Source organism: Paracoccus sp. Z118 (assembly GCF_019061185.1).
GTDB lineage: Bacteria > Pseudomonadota > Alphaproteobacteria > Rhodobacterales > Rhodobacteraceae > Paracoccus.
The window spans coordinates 1-18,194 of the sequence record NZ_JAHQZU010000037.1; the positions used below are offsets into that span (position 1 = coordinate 1).

Below are 18,194 nucleotides of genomic sequence, written 5' to 3' on the forward strand. Positions count from 1 at the left end.
TCGGCGATGGCCGCCAGCGTCACGCCCGGCCGCGCGCTGCGCTACGCCGGGGCTCCGCGCGCGGCCTCCTACACCAACCGCTGGGACACTGCCGCCTGGCACGCCGCCCTGTTTCCAACGGGGCGCAGCGGCATGACGCGCATCAGGGTCGGGGGCTGGCGCGACGACAGCATGGGCCCGATGCAGGTGGTGCCATGGCCCTACGGCCGGGAACGCGTGCATTTCGCGGCACCGCCGGCTGCGCAGGTCGCGGCCGAGATGGACATCTTTCTCGCCTGGTTCAACGCGCCCCTGACCACCGATCCGGTGATCAAGGCCGCGCTGGCGCATTTGTGGTTCGTGACCATCCACCCCTTCGAGGATGGGAGTGGCCGCCTCGCCCGCGCCATCGCGGATCTGACCCTCGCTCGGTCGGAGCGCAGCCCACAGCGGTTCTACAGCATGTCGGCACAAATCAGGGCCGAGCGGAACGCCTATTACGATCAGCTGGAACGCACCCAGAAGGACGGCACGGACGTCACCTCATGGCTCCTGTGGTTCCTCGACTGCCTCGGGCGCGCGATTCATGGAGCGGATGGCGTCCTGGCGGCGGTGATCGCCAAGGCGCGGTTCTGGGAGAGGGTCGGGGCGCTGGCGCTGAACGAACGCCAGATCAAGGTACTCAACCGTCTGCTCGACGGCTTCCAGGGCAAGATGACCTCGTCGAAGTGGGCCACGATTGCCAAGTGTTCGCAGGACACGGCGAACCGGGACATCGCTACACTGATCGACCTTGGTCTCCTGCGGAAGGGGGAAGGTGGAGGGCGCAGCACGCATTACGAGATGGTGCTGTGAGGGCCCCTGGCCACGATCAAGGCTCCCCGCTGTCGGGGGCCTCTTCAAACGTTGATGTGGCGTTGATGTGGATTGCGGACATGCGAAAGCCCCGCGGTGAGGCGGGGCGTAAGCTGTTGCTCTTACTATGTAATTTGGCTTCAAGGACACGCTTCCAGAAATACTCGCCTTTGTATGAAGGCGTCTCACCCGGCCCTGAACGGCTTGCGGCGTAGAGCCGCCGATACCTCGTCTCCCTAACAGATCACTGAGGACTTTGGCCCCTCCGGCCCCGCTTCACGCGACACAAAGGACGGAAGCTGCCGATCGCCGGTGCGGCGTGGCAACTGCAGCGTTTCGTGAAAGCAACCGCTCAGGACTGAAGGGCCCGTCCGACTGGCGGGCTGGCCGGACGACGCTCCGCCGCTAGCGAACCGCGGGTCAGCAGCACCTCGCCGCCCTTCATGATGTCGGTGCGGATCGCAGCCCGTGCGGCCTCGCCGTCGCCGTTGCGGATTGCGTCGATCACCGGGTGGTGGTGCTCGATCATCACCCGGCCCCCGGCCCCGTAGCCAGACGCGATGAGCGGGCCCATCTGCAGCCACAGGTTTTCCACCAGCCCGCGCAAGATGGGCATCCCGGCGATCTCGGTCAGCGCGAGGTGGAAGCGCTGGTTCATGCGCAGGGCCTCCATCTGGTCGCCCCGCAGCAGCGCCTGCTCGTTCCGGACGACGAGATCGTCGAGCATGGCCAGCTGCCGGGAATTGGCGAGCTGGGCGGCCCGTTCGGCGGCCAGCCCCTCCAGCTCCAGCCGGATGGCCCGGATCTCCAGGTAGCGCGCGCGTTCCAGGAACGGCACGCGGATGTCCCGCGGGCTCTGGAACGACAGCGCGCCGTTGTTGACCAACCGAAGGATGGCGTCGCGGACGGGGGTCACGCTGACGCCCATCCGGTCCGAAAGCTCGCGGATCTTCAGCCGCGTGCCGGGCGCGAGCACGCCCGACATCAGCTCTTCCGCGATCCGGTCGTAAACCTCGGCGGCGAGCGTGCTCTTGTCGCCCGCCGGGCCTTCGGCCTGTCTCACATCAGGCAACCGCCCGGAGTCCCTCGACGAAACCTTCCAGGCAGTCGCCGATGACCGATACCTGGTAGCCCCCCTCCTGCACGACGAGGATCGGGATGCCCACCGCGCCGATGATCTCGCCGGCGGCGTGGAAGGCGGAGGTCGTCACCTTCACGATGCTCAGCGGATCCTCGACATGCGTGTCATAGCCGAGCCCGACGATGAGCGCATCCGCCCCGAAGTCGGTGACGGCATCCGCACCCTGCTTCACGCCCGCCAGGAACTCCGCATCGCCGCTTTCGGGCGCGAGCGGGATGTTGATGTTGAATCCTTCGCCTGCGCCGTGGCCCCGCTCATGTGTGCGGCCGGTGAAGAAGGGGTTGTAGTGGTCGGGATCGACATGGACCGACACCGTCAGAACGTCGTTCCGCCGATAGAAAATCTCCTGCGTGCCGTCGCCATGATGGGCGTCGATGTCCAGCACCGCGACCTTGCTGAACTTTCCCCGCAGCCGCTGGGCGGCGATCGCGGCGTTGTTCATGTAGCAGAAGCCCGAGGCGCGGTCGGCGCGGCAATGATGGCCCGACGGACGGCACAGCGCATAGGCCAGCCGCTCGCCCCCGATCAGCGCATCTGCGCCCGCCGTTGCCGTGTGCGACGAGCGCAGGGCGGACGTCCAGGTAGGTTCCCCGATGGGCACGGCCAGATCGCCCATGTAGTAACCTGCCTGCGCCATCAGCTGGTCGGTCGGACAGGGCGGGCGGGCATCGCGCGAGGGATCGCCGTTCCAGTAGGGAAAGGTGTTCGGCAGCACCTCGGGGCCGTGTTCCGGCAACTTCACCCACCGGGTATAGGCCGATTGCAGGAAGTCGAGGTAATGAGCGGCATGGATGGCCTCGGCCGGGGTCCGGCCGTAATCGCGAGGCTGCTCCGGCGAAAGCCCGAGGCGCGATAGCGCCGCGAGCAGCTGCTCGGTCCGGGCGGGCACGTCGTTGGCATCGCACAGGCGGCCGAAGCGCATGAACTGCTTGGGATCGTGGATCGCCTGATCGGGATGGTAAAATGCGCGCATGTGCGGCTTCCTTCGTGGTTATTCTGCCGCGTGCGCCAACGCGCGCTCGGTAATCTCGCTCAGCCGGCCTTCGGGGGTGATATACTCGACGTCGTAGCGCAGCTCGATCACTGCGGGGCGGGATTCCGCCGCGGCGAAGTCGCGGGCGCGGGTCAGGGCGTCGGCGAAATCCTCGGTCCGGTCCACCGCATCGCCATGCAGGCCGTAGGCGCGGGCAAGCGCCGCGAAGTCGGGGTTCTCAAGGTCCAGCGCGAAGGGACGGCGCGGGTATTCCCGCTCCTGATGCGCCCGGATCGTGCCCCAGGCGCCATTATTGCAGATCAGGATCACCATCCCGAGGCGGTGCTGCGCCGCGGTCCCGATCTCCTGCATGGTCATCTGGAAGCAGCCGTCGCCGGCGAAGGCGAAGACCTCGCGTTCGGGGAAGGCGAGCTTCGCGGCGATTGCGGCGGGCAGTCCGTAGCCCATCGAGCCGCAGATGGGCGATGCCTGCGTGCCCAGATGCGAGAACTGCATGAAGCGGTGCGGGAACAGCGCGAAGTTGCCAGCCCCGACCGAGACGAAGGCGTCCTGCGGCAACACGTCAGCCATGTGCAGGCAGACCAGCGACATGTCGAGCGCGGCGTCGCTGGGATCGGGCGTGCGCGACTTGCGGTAGTCGGCATTGGCCGCCGCCGCCAGTCCAGCCCAGACCGGCTTGCCGGCGGGTTCAAGCGCCGCGAGCGCGGGAGCGATGGTCGTGGGCGCAGCGCCGATCGCCAAGGTCGGGCGGAAGACGCGGCCCAGCTCCTGAACGTCAGGATGGATATGGACCAGCGTCTGCCGGGGCGTCGGGCTTTCCACCAGCGTATAGCCGAGCGTCGTCGGCTCATCGAGGCGCGAGCAGATGGAAATCAGCAGATCCGAGTCCGCGATCCGGCGCGACAAGGCCGCGTCGATGCCGTAGCCGACATGACCCGCGAAATTGGGATGGCGGTTGTCGAACACCTCCTGCCGGCGCCATGACACGCCCACGGGCAGATCGAAGCGTTCGGCGAAGCGGACCAGATCGGCGCGCGCGGCATCCGTCCAACCGGTGCCGCCGGCGATGACGAAGGGCCGCTGCGCCTGTCCCAGCAGATCGGCCAGGCGGGCCATGTCGGCGTCGCGCGGCGCGGCCTTGGGCGGATCGAACGGCTCGATACCGGGGATCGCCGCCCTGCCCCACAGCGTATCCTCCGGCAATGCCAGCACCACCGGGCCGGGGCGGCCGCTGGTCGCCTCGACGAAGGCGCGGGCAACGAACTCGGGGATGCGGTCGGTGCGGTCGATCTGCGCGACCCATTTCGCGACCGGGGCGAACATCTGGCGATAGTCGATTTCCTGAAAGCAGGCGCGCTCGGTCGTGTCGGACCCGATCTGGCCGACGAACAGGATCATCGGCGTTCCGTCCTGCCGCGCCACATGCAGCCCGATCGCAGCGTTGGTCGCCCCCGGCCCCCGCGTCACGAAACAGACGCCGGGCCGTCCGGTCAGCTTGCCATGCGCCTCGGCGGCATAGGCCGCGCCGCCTTCCTGCCGGAAGGGGACCGTGCGGATGTGGTTCGTGCGGTCCGCCAGCGCGTCGATGCAGGGCAGGAAGCTTTCGCCCGGCACCATGAAGACCGTATCGACGCCGTGCTGCTCAAGCTGCCGGATCAGCAGTTCCCCACCGGAGAGTTCGGGATGCGGGGCTGGCATGGGCGACATCGGATGGTTCCTCCTGAAGCGATTCGATGACCTGCCGGGGATTCCAGTCCTTGCCCGGAATGGCCGCGATCAGGCGTTGGGTATATTCATGCTGCGGGGCGTCGAAGATGCGTGCGGCGGGACCGGATTCGACCACTTCGCCGCGGCGCATCACGATGATGTCGTCGCAGATCTGCGCGGCGACGCGCAGGTCATGGGTGATGAAGATCATCCCCAGTTGCAGACGCTCCTGAATCTCTTTCAGCAGCCGCAGCACCTGCTCCTGCACCGATACGTCCAGCGCCGAGACGCTTTCATCCGCGATCAGCAGGTCGGGGTCCAGCATCAGCGCCCGCGCGATCCCGATCCGCTGGCGCTGCCCGCCGGAAAATTCGTGCGGATAGCGGCCATAGGCCGACGCATCCAGCCCGACGAGGGCCAGCAGCTCCTCCGCCCGCTGGCGGGCTTCCGGGCGCGCGACCCCGTTCGCCACCGGTCCGTCGGTCAGGATGCGGCCCACCGTATGGCGCGGGTTGAGCGAGGCGAAAGGGTCCTGGAAGATCATCTGGATGCGCTTGCGCATCGGCCGGAACGCCGCCTGCGACAGCGGCGCGATGTCCTGCCCGTGATAGAGGATCTGCCCGCTGTCGCTTTGCAGCAGCTTGATGATGATCCGGCCAAGTGTGGATTTGCCCGACCCGGATTCGCCGACCACCCCCAGCGTCTGACCGCGATGGAGCGTCAGGCTGACATGTTGCACGGCCGGGACCACGCGCGGCTTGGAAAACAGCCCGCCGCCGGTGCGATAGGTCTTGTTCAGGTCGCGCAGTTCCAGCAGCGGCGCCTGTTCATGCACCGCTGCGCCGGAGCCGCCTGCGGCCGCGCCATGCGGCACCGCGGCGATGAGGCGCTGCGTATAGGGGTGGCGCGGCTGGTTCAGGACCTGCTCGGCCGTGCCCTGTTCGACCACCAGCCCTTTTTCCATCACGATCACGCGGTCGGCGATATCCGCCACCACGCCGAAATCATGGGTGACGAAGATCACGCCCATCCCCTTGATCCGCTGGATGCGCTTGATGAGATCGAGGATCTGCGCCTGCGTGGTCACATCCAGCGCCGTCGTCGGCTCGTCCGCGATCAGGATCGACGGCTCCAGCGCCAGCGCCATGGCGATCACGACCCGCTGCCGCTGCCCGCCCGACAGGCGGAACGGGTAGGAATTGCGGATCGTCGCCGGCTCGGGCAGCCCGACGAAGTCCAGCAGCTCCAGAACCCGTTTCAGACGGACGCCCGAATCCGTCTCGCCATGGACCAGCAGCACCTCGTCGATCTGCTCGCCCACGGTCATCAGCGGGTTGAGCGCCGACAGCGGCTCCTGGAACACCATTGCGATGTCGCGCCCTCGCAGTTCGCGCTTTTCCTCTTCCGGCAGGGTCAGCAGGTCGCGCCCGCGATATTCTATGCTGCCGCGCACCGGCTTCAGCAGTTCGGGCAGCAGGCCCATGATCGCGTTTGCGGTCATCGACTTGCCCGAACCGGACTCGCCGACGACGCACAGGATCTCGCCAGGATCGAGGTCGTAGGTGATATCCTCGATCGCATATTCGCGGTCGAAGCCCTCCGGCAGGCGGATCGACAGGTTGCGGACGCTGAGGAGCGGCGGCTCGGACATATGCCGCTGGTCGGTCGTCATTGCTTCCTCCCACGGAGATGGGGGTTCATCACGTCGTTGATGCCCTCGCCGATCAGGTTGATCGCCAGCACCGCCAGAAGGATCGCGAAGCCGGGGAAGAAGCTCATCCACCACGCCTCGCGCAGCATGGTGCGGGCGGCGCCGATCATGAAGCCCCAGCTCATCACGTTGCGGTCGCCGAGACCGAGGAATGACAGCGCGCTTTCGGTCAGGATCGCCGTCGCCACCATCAGCGACGCCGTCACGATGATCGGGGACATGGCATTGGGCAGGATCTGAGTCATGATGATCCGCGGCACGCTTTGCCCCACGACCACCGCGGCCTGCACGAACTCCCGCTCGCGCAGCGACAGGAACTCGGCCCGGACCAGCCGCGCGACGCCGGGCCATGACACGACCGCGATGGCCAGCGTGATCGAGGTGATGCTCGGGCTGAAGATCGCCACCAGCACCACCGCCATGGCGAAGGCGGGGATGATCTGGAAGAACTCGGTGAAGCGCATGAGCAGGTCGTCGATGATCCCGCCATAGAAGCCGGCAACCGCGCCCACGCTGACCCCGATCAGCACCGCGACAAGGGTGGAGACGGTGCCGATCAGCAGCGAGACCTTGGCGCCGTGGGCAATGCCCGCTGCGATGTCGCGGCCCAGCATGTCGGTGCCCAGCGGATACTGCGCATCCTCGAAGGGTCGCAGCAGCGGCATGGCGACCGTCCGCCACGGATCGACGGGGAACAGGACCGGTGCCGCAATGGCCATCAGGACGATCAGCCCCAGGATGATCGCGCCGACCACCGCGCCGTAGTTCTTGGAAAAGCGTTTCACGAAATCCATGTCGCTGTCCTCAGGCGATGGCGATGCGGGGATCGACGAAGCGGTAAAGCAGGTCGGCGATGAAGTTGATCGCGACGACCACGATCGCGGTGACGAGGAACACCCCCAGCAGCACCGGGTAGTCGCGCTGCATCAGCGCATCGAACATCAGCCGCCCGATGCCCGGCCAGGCGAACACCGTCTCGGTCAGGATCGCCCCGCCGACAAGCTGCCCCGCCTGCATGCTGGCGAAGGTGAACACCGGCAGGATCGCGTTGCGCAGCACATGACGGCGGATGATGCGCCGCTTCGGCACCCCCTTGGCCCGCGCCGTCTTGACGAAGTCGAGACCCATCACCTCGAGCATCGAGGCGCGCGTGAGGCGGGTGTAGATCGCGGTATAGAACAGGCCCAGCGTCACGACCGGCAGGATCATGTGATGGGCGATATCCAGTGCGCGCCGCCAGCCGGTGTAGCCCGCCCCGATCGTCTCCATGTCGAAGGGCGGCACCCAGCCCAGATTGAGCGAGAACAGCAGGACCGCCATCAGCGCGATCCAGAACAGCGGCGTCGCATAGAAGATCAGCGCGAGCGTCGTGATGATGCTGTCGAGGACGTTGCCGCGGTTGCGCGCCGCCAGAACGCCGAACAGGATGCCCGTCACCAGCGAGAAGACGAAGGCCGCCCCGGTCAGCAGCAGCGTCGCCGGCAGCCGGTCCAGGATCAGGTCGAGGACCGGCACCTGGTTGCGGTAGGAAAAGCCCAGATCTCCCCGCAGCACGCCCGAGACGTAGTTCCAGAGTTGCACGAGCACCGGCTGGTCCAGCCCGAACTCGGCCCGCAGCCGCTCGACGAATTGCGGATCGCCCGAACCGGCCTCGCCGGCGAGGATCACGGCCGGATCGCCCGGCGCCATCTTGATGAGGAAGAAGTTGAGGATGACCACGCCGAGGATCACCACGAACGCCTTCATGACCCGCTGAAGGGTGAATGACATCATCTTGGGACTCCGTTCTGGGCGCGGGCAGATGCGCCACCCCGGACAGGGCGTCCGGGATGGCGGTCAGGGCGCGTTACTGCGCGATCCAGACGTCATCCATCGGCTCGTTCAGGCCGATGCCGGTGCGGATCAGGTTGTGGATCTTGTCGCGGTAGATGGTGGTGTTCAGCATGTCGAACATCCACAGGACCGGCACCTCGTCCGCCAGGATCTGCTGCACCTGCGAATAGGCCGCGCGCGCCTCGTCTTCGGTCAGAGCGTCCGCCGCCTTGCGGAACAAAGCATCCACCTCAGGGTTCTCGTAGCCGCCGTTATTGCCGGCATGGGTGCCCCGGACCTGGTTGTCGCTGTAATAGATCCGCGACACGCCCTGTGCCGGGTGGCCATACTGATAGAGGAAGCTGAAGGCGAGGTCGAAGTCGAAGTTGCCCATCGCCTGCAACCAGCCGCCTGCGTCCACGGGCTGGATCGACACGACGAAGCCGAGCTCCTCAAGCTGCTGCTTGACGTATTCGGTCATCCGGTCCCAGGTCGCGCCATAGGGCAGGCCCAGAAGGCGGATCGGGTGCTGCGACAGGTCCACGCCGGAGTTCGCGACCAGCTCCTTGGCGGCGTCCATGTCGAACGGATATTGGGTGACGTTCGGGTCGTGGAACAGCATGCTGGCGGCGAACGGGCCGGTCGAAGGCGTGCCCTGCCCGAAGAAGATCGCGTTCACGATGAAGTCGCGGTCCAGCGCGTGATAGATCGCCTTGCGGATGTCGGCGTTCTGGAACACTTCCTGCCGCAGGTTCGGCTGCAGGAACATCTGCGGCGAGAAATATTCCCAGCCGGCGGTCGTCGTCTCGACGCCCGGCATCTCGGACAGCCCGCGGATGGTGAAACCCTCGACATCGCCGCCGCGCAGCAGATCGACGGTGCCCTGCTCGAACGCGATGGCGCGCGAGGCGGCGTCCGGGATCACGCGGAAATAGAGGTCGTCGATATAGGGACGGCCTTCCTTCCAGTAGTCCTCGTTGCGGACCAGATGGATGTAGCTGCCGCGCTGCCATTCGTCGAACTTGAACGGGCCGGTGCCGACCGGGGTCGAGTTGGCCGGGTTGGTCCGGTAATCGGTGCCCTGATAGATATGCGCGGGCATGATCGGGAACGAGCTCATGTCGAAGCCATAGAGGAACGCCGAGAACGGCTTCTTCATCTGGAAGACCACGGTCGTATCGTCCTGGGCGACGACATCCTCGACATACGCCTCGTGGATCAGGCGCCAGCGCGGGTGGGTCTCGACCAGGAATTCCTCGGCGGCGAACACCACGTCATCGGCGGTAAAGGGCTGGCCGTCATGCCAGTTGACGCCTTCCTGCAGATGGAAGGTATAGGTCAGGCCGTCCTCGGCCGCTTCCCAGCTCTCGGCGAGTTGCGGCAACGGGGCCAGATCGGCACCATAGGTCAACAGACCTTCATAGATCTGGCCGCCGACATACAGGGTCGGGCCCTGCGTGTTCAGGCCGGTAATCAGCATCGGCGGTTCCGGCTGAACGATCATGTTCAGCGTGCCGCCCGGCGTGGGCTCGCCCTCAGGCGCGGACTGGGCCGCTGCCGCGCCCCCGAGCAATGCGGCCCCTGCAAGGGCGAGCGCCGCCCACCGGGTCATGACTCTCCTCATCGATCTCTCTCCCTCGAATCGCGGACCCGGTTGCTGGAGCCCGTCCTGCATTAGCAGTTAAGGAACACTTAAGATGCAACATATTTTGCAGTCTCGGACGTCATAAGCTCAGGTTTTTTCCAATATAAGCGAGATCGCTGCTCCAAGCGAAATCATTCAGCGGGAGAGATTGATGCATCATGCGGCGGCCGATGCGCGCGGGCTGCCGATACCGCTGAAGCTCACCGCCGGGCAGGCAGGCCCATCCTCCGGCTCGACGGCGCCCGCGAGGCAGATCGCAACCCCGAACTCGACTGCCCCGCTCAGTTTCGCGTCGTCCAGAAGCGCGGATCGAAGTCGATCCGGTCAGGCAATGCTTCGTTGCAGGCCAGCGGCCAACGAGCAGCCGTCGCAGCATCTGGGGCGTCCGCAGCGTCGCCACCAGTTCGTCGTCCTTCACCCGGTGCCCCAGCCTCGCGGAAAGCACGCCGGCATCCAGATGAGGGTGGAGCAGCGGCGCCATCGCTTGCATCTCGGCTGCGTCGATCACCTTGCCGACTCCGTCAGCGGTTCGTCCCCACGCTTCAGTTCCAAGGTTGCTCCGTCGAGAGCATCGGCGAGATCACTCGCGCCGAAGAACGGGCGCAGAGCCTTCGGTTCGGTCCGCGTCCATCCCTGGTTCACGGCCCACCTCGGCGACTTCCCCGACTCAGCATCCGCTCGAGTTCGCTCGTCCGCCCGCCGCTCGAAGGCTTGGTGGTTGTGCACTCGTCTGGAATTCTCGGAACGCCCGCCAAGTCCGTTCCTTGATCGCTTTGACTACGCCCCGTTCCCCATCCGTTCCTAAGCGGGCCGCACGCTCGTCCCGCCGGTTGTGCTCTGGCGGCTCAGAGCAGCGGAGAATGGCATCGACGTCGTCGTCAGCGAGGAAGACTCCGGCGACAGGCGGAAATCCCATTCGCCCTTTGCGATGATGCCACACCACCATGCCAGGCGATCGGATCATCGCAATGGCGCTGTGATACTCGAGATCGGCGTCGTCGTCTTCGATAGACTGCGCAACATTCTGAGGCACCACGAGACCAAGCTTGCCGAGGGTCAGAGAGCCGACCCTGTTGAACGGGACCAACTTCGACCGTCCCGCTGCCCGAGGAGCTTTCCCGAGTGCCACTTCCATGGCCTCCCAGAACGGCTTGATTTGGGAGTTCATCATAGGGCGGGGGGTAACCTTCCTCCCCGTTTCGTCACGCAGTTCCACCCGAAAGTCGTCCCGAAGGAACCGAGGCCACCAAGACCGCTCGACGCCTGTCGAGATGGCTTCGATCCTCAGATCGCAGTCGAGGATTGCGATCGTCGCGCCGACGTCGCCCTCTGCGCGATCCATACCCAAGGCCATGGCGATCCCGTCGGCCTCCACACCCGTATAGGCGTCGCAGCGGGTCCCACGGGGAGGAACCTCCTCGGTTCGGGAAAAGAAGCAACGGCCCATGGTTTCCTCCCCGTCGAACTCGTGGCCGACGTGATAGGTGCAGCCCATCAGCAGAGAGATCGGCTGCCCTTCTCCACGGTCGTGCGGGAATAGGCGAAGACACGAGATTTCAAATGAAGATGGCGTCTCCGCTTACCGACTCGTAGTGGGGCTCTGGGCTGAGAGTCGGACAATGCCGGTTCGGTTCACGCGGTAGATAAACTACCCGGGCGGTCTCCGATGGCTGATCGTGGAGGAGAAGCGCCGCTCGGCGCGAGGGTCCGTCGTCTCAACCGCTGCCGCGTCCTAGCGCGGTGCCATGTCGAAGGCCGAGGCGGTGCCACGGACCAGTCCTCCGCACCTAGCAGCCGCGCGCCCATCGCCAATCGACGGACAGGTTGAGCGTCGCGCCCTAGATCGGGCCTCGGGCTCGCGCCTGTTGGAAAGCGCGAGCCAGCCCCACGGCCCGGAACAGATCGGCTACGCCCGCATTGGCGGCTGCGCCCTGGTGAACCTCGATTTCGACTGGTACGCGACCTGCCGGAGCTTTGCGACGTTCTCCTCGGGCTTGTGCTTCTTCCGGGTGCTCCTACGTCCGCCTGCTGACTCGAAAGCTCACTTCAGAAATGACTGCTCGTCAGGGGCAGGTCGGAACCGGTACGACTTCCGAGTTCGGGGGCGGTAGTTGCTCAATGCTGCAGGGTCACGACCCGGGCTGCTCCTCCTCGCCCGAGAGCAGTTCGCGCAGACCCGTTACCAAGGTCGCGGCATGCAGCTTCGTCCTGACCTGCCATGGCACGCGCCTTGTCAACTTTGGCGCGCAGTTGCTGCACCCTGTTGCCGGCCTCCGCGACAGGCGCATGGCCGGGGCCTCCGTAGGCTGGGCCTCATCCGAACGGGTGTTCGTCGCGGCCTCGTCCTGGCCGGGCGCTTCGGTGTCGGTTATAGCGCGTGCCTCCCGGGCGCCTGCGACCGCCTGCCCGCCGGAGGATGCCGCAATGGATTCCCTGCGGCTGAAAACGTATGGCCCCCCGTTTGCAAGCGATGATTGGTGATGGATCGAGCATCTGCATAAACGTATCCGGCTGTGCCCGGCCTCCACCGTTTCGGACATATCGACGGCCGCGCGTCCGCCGTGAGTCTGGGCCTCGGTCAGCTTGAGGCGGGTCGGACGGCCCTCGGCATCGACAAGCGCATGGGTCTTGGTCGTCAGGCCGCCGCGGGAACGACCCCATGCAGCGGGATCGATCGTCTTTTTCTCAGCCGTTGGCGGCGTGCTGGTGCACTCGGATCGAGGACGAGTCGATCATCTGCACATCGCCATCATGGGCATCTGATATGGCTTCGAGAATACGCCCAGTGACCCGCCCTGCGCCAGCGGTTGTCGCAAGTCGTGTGCGACCCGTAGCAGCCGGAATGTCGGCCCGACGCGCTCCCGTGCGCAGCCGCCAGAAGATGCCGTTCAGGGCGTCGCGATCATCGGGGCGCGGCACCCGCGCACCTTGGTTGGCAGCAGTGGCCCGATCACCGTTTTCCGATTTGTTGTGCGTCTCGGAATACCAGCCGACGCGCAGCACCATCGCAATCGAAGGGGCGTCGTCCCGGTCAGTCTTCGTGGATGTGCTGTCGAAGCAGCGGGAGCCGAAGTAGCTTCCGCCCCAGGTGCCGCAACGAGACCCGAAGAGGCGGGGGCAGCGCCCCCATCTTCGGGCCGATCAGACGAACTGCTCGCGCGTCAGCCGCTCGTCCATGCCATGGCCCGGATCGAACAGGATGCGGTGGCTGATCAGGGGCTCCGAGCGGACCTCGACCCAGCGCACCCGGTCCACCTTGCGCGCGTCGGCATCGGCCATCGCCGGGCGCTTCTGCGCTTCGAGCACGTCGAAGCGGACCACGGCGGACTTGGGCAGGATCGCGCCGCGCCAGCGGCGGGGCCGGAAGGGGGCGATGGCGGTCAGCGCCAGCACGTCCGAGCCGATCGGCAGGATCGGCCCGCCCGCGGAATAGTTGTAGGCGGTGGACCCGACCGGCGTCGCCACGATCACCCCGTCGCAGATCAGCTCGTCCATGCGCACGCGGCCGTTGATGCTCACCTTCAGCTTGGCCGCCTGCGCGCCGGCGCGCAACATGCTGACCTCGTTGATGGCCAGCGCGCGATGCTCGTGCCCCTCGACGGACTGCGCGACCATCGCCAGGGGGTTGATCGAGGTTTCCTCGGCCGCCCGGATCCGCTCGGCCAGATCGTCCTCGTGATATTCGTTCATCAGGAAGCCGACCGTGCCCCGGTTCATCCCATAGACCGGACGGCCCGAGTTCTGCCGCAGCGTGGACAGCAGGAACCCGTCGCCCCCCAGCGCGACGACGACATCGGACGCGCCGATCGGCGACTGGCCGTAACGCTCCATCAGCCGCCCCAGCGCGGATCGCGCCAGTTCGGTGTCGCTCGATGTGAAGTGGAACCGCGTCATGCCCGCCACCATGCACCCCGCCCCCTGCTTGGCAAGCCGCATTTCCGGGCGGGCGGGCGCAACCATTCTGGAACCCCGCCAGCAAAGGGGCTAGAGGATGCAAAAGCCGGAGGGATGCCATGACCGACCCCATCACCCAGAACGCCTTCTTCACCGAAAAGCTGGAGACCCGCGACCCCGAGATCTTCGACGCGATCCGCAAGGAACTGGGCCGCCAGCGCGACGAGATCGAGCTGATCGCCTCGGAAAACATCGTGTCGAACGCGGTGCTGGAGGCGCAGGGTTCGGTGATGACGAACAAATATGCCGAGGGCTATCCGGGTCGGCGCTATTATGGCGGCTGCGAATACGTGGACATCGCCGAGAACCTCGCGATCGACCGCGCCAGGCAGCTGTTCGGCTGCGAATTCGCCAACGTCCAGCCCAACAGCGGCAGCCAGGCGAACCAGGGCGTGTTCCAGGCGCTGCTGAAGCCCGGCGACACCATCCTGGGGATGAGCCTCGACGCGGGCGGGCACCTGACGCACGGCGCGAAACCCAACCAGTCGGGCAAGTGGTTCAACGCGGTGCAATACGGCGTGCGCCAGCAGGACAGCCTGCTCGATTACGATCAGGTCGAGGCGCTGGCGAAGGAGCATCAGCCCAAGGCGCTCATCGCCGGCGGCTCGGCCATCCCGCGCATCATCGACTTCGCCCGGCTGCGGCAGATCGCGGATCAGGTCGGCGCCTGGTTCATCGTGGACATGGCCCATTTCGCGGGGCTGGTGGCGGCTGGGCTGTATCCCTCGCCCTTCCCGCACGCGCATGTGGCGACGACGACCACCCACAAGACCCTGCGCGGCCCGCGCGGCGGCATGATCCTGACCAACGACGCGGACATCGCGAAAAAGGTCAACTCGGCCATCTTCCCCGGCATTCAGGGCGGGCCGCTGATGCATGTCATCGCCGGCAAGGCCGTGGCGTTCGGCGAGGCGCTGCGGCCCGAGTTCAAGGATTATTCGAAGCAGGTCATCGTCAACGCACAGGCCCTCGCGGACGAGCTGATGAAGGGCGGGCTGGACATCGTGACCGGCGGCACCGACACGCATCTGATGCTGGTGGACCTGCGGCCCAAGGGCGTGAAGGGCAACCAGACCGAGGATGCTCTGGGCCGCGCCCATATCACCTGCAACAAGAACGGCATCCCCTTCGATCCCGAAAAGCCGACCGTGACCTCGGGCGTGCGCCTCGGCTCGCCCGCCGGCACGACGCGCGGCTTCGGCGAGGCGGAGTTCCGGCAGATCGGCCGCTGGATCGTCGAGGTCGTGGACGGGCTTGCCGCGAACGGGGCGGAAGGCAATGCCGAGGTGGAGGCGAAGGTCGCCGCCGAGGTGCAGGCCCTCTGCAAGCGCTTCCCGCTTTATCCCGACCTCTGATCCTCATCCGGCGCGGCGCTGATCGGCGGCCGCGTCGGATCGTCCCGTGCGCGGCGGCTCTCAGATATCGCCGCGCCGCACCATGATCCAGATCACCGCGATCGCCACCAGCAGCAGCCCGAACACCACCGAAGCTGCGATGTTCGTCGCGTTGTCGGCCATGCGGCGGCGGTTGCCGAGCGGGCGCAGATACTCGACAAGCTGGCGATGCGCCTCGCGCACCGGCTCGATCTCGATCTGCCGGGCGATGCGCGGGGTCGCGGCGTGGGCCGCCGCACGGACCAGCACATCCGCCGCCCGCCTTTGCCGCCGCGGCAGCGCCCGGCCCCGGCGCTTGATCATCGTCGCCAGATCCGGTTGCCTGCCGCGCCGCGCGCCGCCGAAGCGGCTGGCCATCAGATGCGCGACCTCCTCGGCCCAGCCCTGCACCTGATCGATCGTCATGCGCCGCCCCTTGCCTGTTCCGCCCCGACCATAGAAGCGCTGGAAGTCCCCCGCCAGCCGTTTTAGGCTGCGCCGCATGCAGCTCGACACAACCATTTCCGGCCCCGATACCCCCGCCGATCCCCTGCCCATCCTGCTTGTCCACGGGCTGTTCGGTCAGGCCCGCAATCTCGGCGTCATTGCCCGCCGGTTGTCGCAGGACCGGAAGGTGATCTCGGCGGACATGCGCAATCATGGCAACTCGCCCCACGATCCCGACCACAGCTACGACGCGCTGGCCGGCGATCTGGCCGAGGTGATCGCGGCGCATGGCGGCCGCGCGGACGTGGTGGGCCACTCGATGGGCGGCAAGGCGTCGATGCACCTCGCGCTGTCGCACCCCGAACTGGTCCGCAAGCTGGTCGTGCTGGACATCGCCCCGGTCGCCTATCGCCACGACCAGACCGCCATGATCGACGCGATGGAGGCGGTGGACCTGACCGGCATTGCGTCCCGCCAGCAGGCCGACACGGCGCTGGCGCAGGGGGTCGAGGAACCCGGCACCCGCGCCTTCCTGCTGCAATCGCTGGACCTGCACGCCGATCCGCCGCGGTGGAAGCTGAACCTGCCGGCCCTGCGCGACCAGATGGGCAACCTGACCGGCTGGCCCGGCCATGAGGGGCGGTGTTTCGACGGCCCCGTCCTGGCGCTCGCGGGCGGCGACAGCGACTATGTTCTGCCGGAATACGAGGATGCGATCCGCAGCGCCTTCCCCTCCGCCCGGATCGAGCGGATCGCGGGCGCCGGCCATTGGCTGCACGCCGAAAAGCCCGCCGAGGTGGCCGAGGCGGTGGCGGATTTCATCGGCTGACCGCCGCTACTCCACGCTGTCCTTCGGATCATTCGCCTGAATCCGCTTGGCCACATACCAGCTGAGCGGGAACGACAGCGCCCCGCCGATCGCCGCGCCGATGACGATCGAGCGCCAGTCGTAATACCCCATGACCAGGACGACGATCACCCCGGCCCCGACCATCGAGCCGAACAGCACCAGCATGATGAGCATGAACAGACGCGGCATTTGAGCTTCCTTCAGCATGTTCCGGGCGCAGACTGACAGAACCGCCCGCCTGCTCCTTGATCTGGATCAGCGCGGCCGGGCGGGCGGCACGCGCTCCACCCCCCGCTCGGGCGTGGTCATGCGCCGGATCAGCCCGTCCTTGCGGATGAACTGGTGATAGAGCGCGCCGAGGATGTGCAGCGCCACCAGCACCAGCAGCACCGGCACGACGCTCGCATGCAGGTTCGCCAGCGGCCGGCTGGGGATCAGATAGGCCGACAGCCCCACGACCGGCATGGCGATCAGCACCACGTAGAACAGCCAGTGGTTCAGCCGCGACAGCACCACGTCCCACCCCGGCGATCCCGCCACGGGCGGCGGCACCCCATGCGTGAAGCGCAGCGCAAGGCGCGTCAGCATGAAGACGAGGATCATCGCCCCCGACACCATGTGCCAGACGGCGGCCCCGAGTTCGGGCCGATCCTCGCCCGCGCGCATGAGGGCGCGGAAATAGCTTTCCATCAGCCCGCCGGTGAGCAGCTGGACGACGATGAGGATCACCACGCCCCAGTGGAGCGCGATCTGGATGGCGGCGTAGCGGGCAGGCTGTGGCATGGCACCGGCCTTTCGGGCGAGGGCTTCACAAGCTGGAATGCCCAAGTGCGCCAGAGGGTTCCCTGCCCGCCCGCCCGGCCCGCCGGAAATCCGGCCTCAGGCGCAGTCCGCGCAGAACGGCGTGTCGGGAAGCAGCGCCAGCCGCCCCTCTGCGATCTCGTTGCCGCAGCGGACGCAGAAGCCGTATTCCCCCGCCTCGACCCGCGCCAGCGCGGCGTCGATCCGCCGCATCTCGGCCCGGTCCGAGGCCCCGAGCGCGCTCAGCACCTCATCCCCCTGCCGCTCGGACGCCGCATCCTCCCAGTCCCGGGACACGGGATCGTCGAGCTGATCCTCGATCCGGGCAATATTGCCGGCCAGCTCGGCACGGCGGGCAAGCAGGATTTCACGGGCGGCTTCGGGGGTCATGGCGCTGTCTCCGATGGTTCGGACCAGAGTGCGAAGCGGCGGCCCGCGGGTCAAGCGGGCCGGGCGCGGCGGCTTGCGCCCGTCGTTCCCGCCGGGGATTGCTTTCGCCCCCACCGCTGCCACAATCGGGCAATCAGGGCGGGCGCGACGCCGGCCCACCGTCAAGGGAGCGGAACCCAGCATGAAGAACCCGTGGATGAGCGCATGGCTGTCAGCCGCGAACACGATGACCGGCGCCGCGCGCGGTCAGATGGTGGCGGAAATGTCGAAGGCGCAGACCGCGATGATGCAGGAATGGCAGAAGGCGTGGGTGGAGGCCTGGCTGGGGATGTGGGGGATGGGGAAGCGGTAGGGTCGGTTGACCTTCCGGTGCTCACCAGCCGCGAGATCGGGGGGCGATAGGAATGTGCGCGTGGATAGGCTTTATACCCCCGGCCGAAGCTAGGCTCCAGACCCATTGATTTCAGGCTGTTGGCGTGATTCAGGCACGGCGAGGAGACCTGATATATGAGCAACCTGTTCTGGCTGACCGACG

General features: G+C 66.7%; 18 protein-coding genes and 1 pseudogene. 4 read left to right on the top strand and 15 right to left on the bottom strand.

What is annotated here, in order from left to right; translation table 11 throughout:
• A partial coding sequence (locus tag KTN05_RS15960; protein ID WP_217330383.1) for a Fic family protein occupies window positions 1–834 on the top strand: 834 nt, incomplete at its 5' end.
• 352 nt (window positions 835–1,186) lie between these two features.
• Here KTN05_RS15960 and KTN05_RS15965 read toward each other — a convergent pair.
• The 11 genes and pseudogenes from KTN05_RS15965 to KTN05_RS16015 form a co-directional block, all read right to left on the bottom strand.
• A complete protein-coding gene (locus KTN05_RS15965) occupies window positions 1,187–1,897 on the bottom strand; it encodes a GntR family transcriptional regulator (RefSeq protein ID WP_371823394.1) in 711 nt (236 codons plus the stop codon).
• A gap of 1 nt (window position 1,898) precedes the next feature.
• Window positions 1,899–2,948 carry a histone deacetylase family protein gene (locus KTN05_RS15970; RefSeq protein WP_217330384.1) on the bottom strand — a complete coding sequence of 350 codons (1,050 nt, stop codon included), beginning with the start codon at window positions 2,946–2,948 and terminating at the stop codon, window positions 1,899–1,901.
• A gap of 18 nt (window positions 2,949–2,966) precedes the next feature.
• A complete protein-coding gene (locus KTN05_RS15975) occupies window positions 2,967–4,676 on the bottom strand; it encodes a thiamine pyrophosphate-binding protein (RefSeq protein WP_254368285.1) in 1,710 nt (569 codons plus the stop codon).
• Window positions 4,612–6,348 carry an ABC transporter ATP-binding protein gene (locus KTN05_RS15980; protein ID WP_254368286.1) on the bottom strand — a complete coding sequence of 579 codons (1,737 nt, stop codon included), beginning with the start codon at window positions 6,346–6,348 and terminating at the stop codon, window positions 4,612–4,614. Before KTN05_RS15980 ends, KTN05_RS15975 begins: the two co-directional genes overlap by 65 nt.
• Complete coding sequence (locus tag KTN05_RS15985; protein WP_217330385.1) at window positions 6,345–7,181, bottom strand: ABC transporter permease; 837 nt, start codon at window positions 7,179–7,181, stop codon at window positions 6,345–6,347. The genes KTN05_RS15980 and KTN05_RS15985 overlap by 4 nt, the downstream gene beginning before the upstream one ends.
• Before the next feature lie 10 nt (window positions 7,182–7,191).
• Window positions 7,192–8,160, bottom strand: a complete 969-nt coding sequence (locus KTN05_RS15990) for an ABC transporter permease (protein WP_217330386.1) — start codon at window positions 8,158–8,160, stop codon at window positions 7,192–7,194.
• Window positions 8,161–8,233: 73 nt separating this feature from the next.
• Window positions 8,234–9,811 (bottom strand): ABC transporter substrate-binding protein, encoded by a 1,578-nt coding sequence (locus tag KTN05_RS15995; RefSeq protein WP_217330387.1) that lies wholly within the window; start codon window positions 9,809–9,811, stop codon window positions 8,234–8,236.
• A gap of 112 nt (window positions 9,812–9,923) precedes the next feature.
• Window positions 9,924–10,352 carry a hypothetical protein gene (locus tag KTN05_RS16000; protein WP_217330388.1) on the bottom strand — a complete coding sequence of 143 codons (429 nt, stop codon included), beginning with the start codon at window positions 10,350–10,352 and terminating at the stop codon, window positions 9,924–9,926.
• A gap of 159 nt (window positions 10,353–10,511) precedes the next feature.
• A complete protein-coding gene (locus KTN05_RS16005) occupies window positions 10,512–11,339 on the bottom strand; it encodes a hypothetical protein (RefSeq protein ID WP_217330389.1) in 828 nt (275 codons plus the stop codon).
• 1,021 nt (window positions 11,340–12,360) lie between these two features.
• Window positions 12,361–12,828 (bottom strand): annotated as a pseudogene (locus KTN05_RS18755) (IS5 family transposase); the annotation flags it as partial.
• Window positions 12,829–12,985: 157 nt separating this feature from the next.
• On the bottom strand, window positions 12,986–13,738 hold the full coding sequence (locus KTN05_RS16015; RefSeq protein ID WP_217330401.1) for an NAD kinase: 753 nt from the start codon (window positions 13,736–13,738) through the stop codon (window positions 12,986–12,988).
• 119 nt (window positions 13,739–13,857) lie between these two features.
• Between KTN05_RS16015 and glyA the strand changes: the two genes are divergently transcribed.
• A complete protein-coding gene (glyA, locus tag KTN05_RS16020) occupies window positions 13,858–15,153 on the top strand; it encodes a serine hydroxymethyltransferase (RefSeq protein ID WP_217330391.1) in 1,296 nt (431 codons plus the stop codon).
• Window positions 15,154–15,213: 60 nt separating this feature from the next.
• Here the strand turns inward: glyA and KTN05_RS16025 are convergent, their stop codons facing one another.
• Window positions 15,214–15,597 (bottom strand): hypothetical protein, encoded by a 384-nt coding sequence (locus KTN05_RS16025; RefSeq protein ID WP_217330392.1) that lies wholly within the window; start codon window positions 15,595–15,597, stop codon window positions 15,214–15,216.
• 76 nt (window positions 15,598–15,673) lie between these two features.
• On the opposite strand from KTN05_RS16025, the gene KTN05_RS16030 reads away from it, so the two are divergent.
• Window positions 15,674–16,447 carry an alpha/beta fold hydrolase gene (locus KTN05_RS16030; RefSeq protein WP_217330393.1) on the top strand — a complete coding sequence of 258 codons (774 nt, stop codon included), beginning with the start codon at window positions 15,674–15,676 and terminating at the stop codon, window positions 16,445–16,447.
• Window positions 16,448–16,453: 6 nt separating this feature from the next.
• Here the strand turns inward: KTN05_RS16030 and KTN05_RS16035 are convergent, their stop codons facing one another.
• The 3 genes from KTN05_RS16035 to KTN05_RS16045 all read right to left on the bottom strand — a co-directional run bounded on the left by KTN05_RS16035 (window position 16,454) and on the right by KTN05_RS16045 (window position 17,659).
• Window positions 16,454–16,657 carry a hypothetical protein gene (locus KTN05_RS16035; RefSeq protein WP_217330394.1) on the bottom strand — a complete coding sequence of 68 codons (204 nt, stop codon included), beginning with the start codon at window positions 16,655–16,657 and terminating at the stop codon, window positions 16,454–16,456.
• Window positions 16,658–16,723: 66 nt separating this feature from the next.
• The gene (locus KTN05_RS16040) at window positions 16,724–17,251 is read right to left on the bottom strand and encodes a cytochrome b (RefSeq protein WP_217330395.1); all 528 of its coding nucleotides are present in this window, start codon (window positions 17,249–17,251) and stop codon (window positions 16,724–16,726) included.
• A 96-nt stretch (window positions 17,252–17,347) separates the two neighbouring features.
• The gene (locus tag KTN05_RS16045) at window positions 17,348–17,659 is read right to left on the bottom strand and encodes a TraR/DksA C4-type zinc finger protein (RefSeq protein ID WP_217330396.1); all 312 of its coding nucleotides are present in this window, start codon (window positions 17,657–17,659) and stop codon (window positions 17,348–17,350) included.
• 181 nt (window positions 17,660–17,840) lie between these two features.
• Between KTN05_RS16045 and KTN05_RS16050 the strand changes: the two genes are divergently transcribed.
• Complete coding sequence (locus KTN05_RS16050; RefSeq protein ID WP_217330397.1) at window positions 17,841–18,011, top strand: hypothetical protein; 171 nt, start codon at window positions 17,841–17,843, stop codon at window positions 18,009–18,011.
• Window positions 18,012–18,194: the final 183 nt, after the last annotated feature.

What these genes read in the sequence shown, in the direction of transcription:
- KTN05_RS15970 (WP_217330384.1), bottom strand. Translation starts at nt 2,948, where the DNA reads ATGCGCGCATTTTACCATCCCGATCAGGCGATCCACGATCCCAAGCAG.
- KTN05_RS15975 (WP_254368285.1), bottom strand. Translation starts at nt 4,676, where the DNA reads ATGTCGCCCATGCCAGCCCCGCATCCCGAACTCTCCGGTGGGGAACTG.
- KTN05_RS15980 (WP_254368286.1), bottom strand. Translation starts at nt 6,348, where the DNA reads ATGACGACCGACCAGCGGCATATGTCCGAGCCGCCGCTCCTCAGCGTC.
- KTN05_RS15985 (WP_217330385.1), bottom strand. Translation starts at nt 7,181, where the DNA reads ATGGATTTCGTGAAACGCTTTTCCAAGAACTACGGCGCGGTGGTCGGC.
- KTN05_RS15990 (WP_217330386.1), bottom strand. Translation starts at nt 8,160, where the DNA reads ATGATGTCATTCACCCTTCAGCGGGTCATGAAGGCGTTCGTGGTGATC.
- KTN05_RS15995 (WP_217330387.1), bottom strand. Translation starts at nt 9,811, where the DNA reads ATGACCCGGTGGGCGGCGCTCGCCCTTGCAGGGGCCGCATTGCTCGGG.
- KTN05_RS16005 (WP_217330389.1), bottom strand. Translation starts at nt 11,339, where the DNA reads ATGGGCTGCACCTATCACGTCGGCCACGAGTTCGACGGGGAGGAAACC.
- KTN05_RS16015 (WP_217330401.1), bottom strand. Translation starts at nt 13,738, where the DNA reads ATGACGCGGTTCCACTTCACATCGAGCGACACCGAACTGGCGCGATCC.
- glyA (WP_217330391.1), top strand. Translation starts at nt 13,858, where the DNA reads ATGACCGACCCCATCACCCAGAACGCCTTCTTCACCGAAAAGCTGGAG.
- KTN05_RS16025 (WP_217330392.1), bottom strand. Translation starts at nt 15,597, where the DNA reads ATGACGATCGATCAGGTGCAGGGCTGGGCCGAGGAGGTCGCGCATCTG.
- KTN05_RS16030 (WP_217330393.1), top strand. Translation starts at nt 15,674, where the DNA reads ATGCAGCTCGACACAACCATTTCCGGCCCCGATACCCCCGCCGATCCC.
- KTN05_RS16035 (WP_217330394.1), bottom strand. Translation starts at nt 16,657, where the DNA reads ATGCCGCGTCTGTTCATGCTCATCATGCTGGTGCTGTTCGGCTCGATG.
- KTN05_RS16040 (WP_217330395.1), bottom strand. Translation starts at nt 17,251, where the DNA reads ATGCCACAGCCTGCCCGCTACGCCGCCATCCAGATCGCGCTCCACTGG.
- KTN05_RS16045 (WP_217330396.1), bottom strand. Translation starts at nt 17,659, where the DNA reads ATGACCCCCGAAGCCGCCCGTGAAATCCTGCTTGCCCGCCGTGCCGAG.
- KTN05_RS16050 (WP_217330397.1), top strand. Translation starts at nt 17,841, where the DNA reads ATGAAGAACCCGTGGATGAGCGCATGGCTGTCAGCCGCGAACACGATG.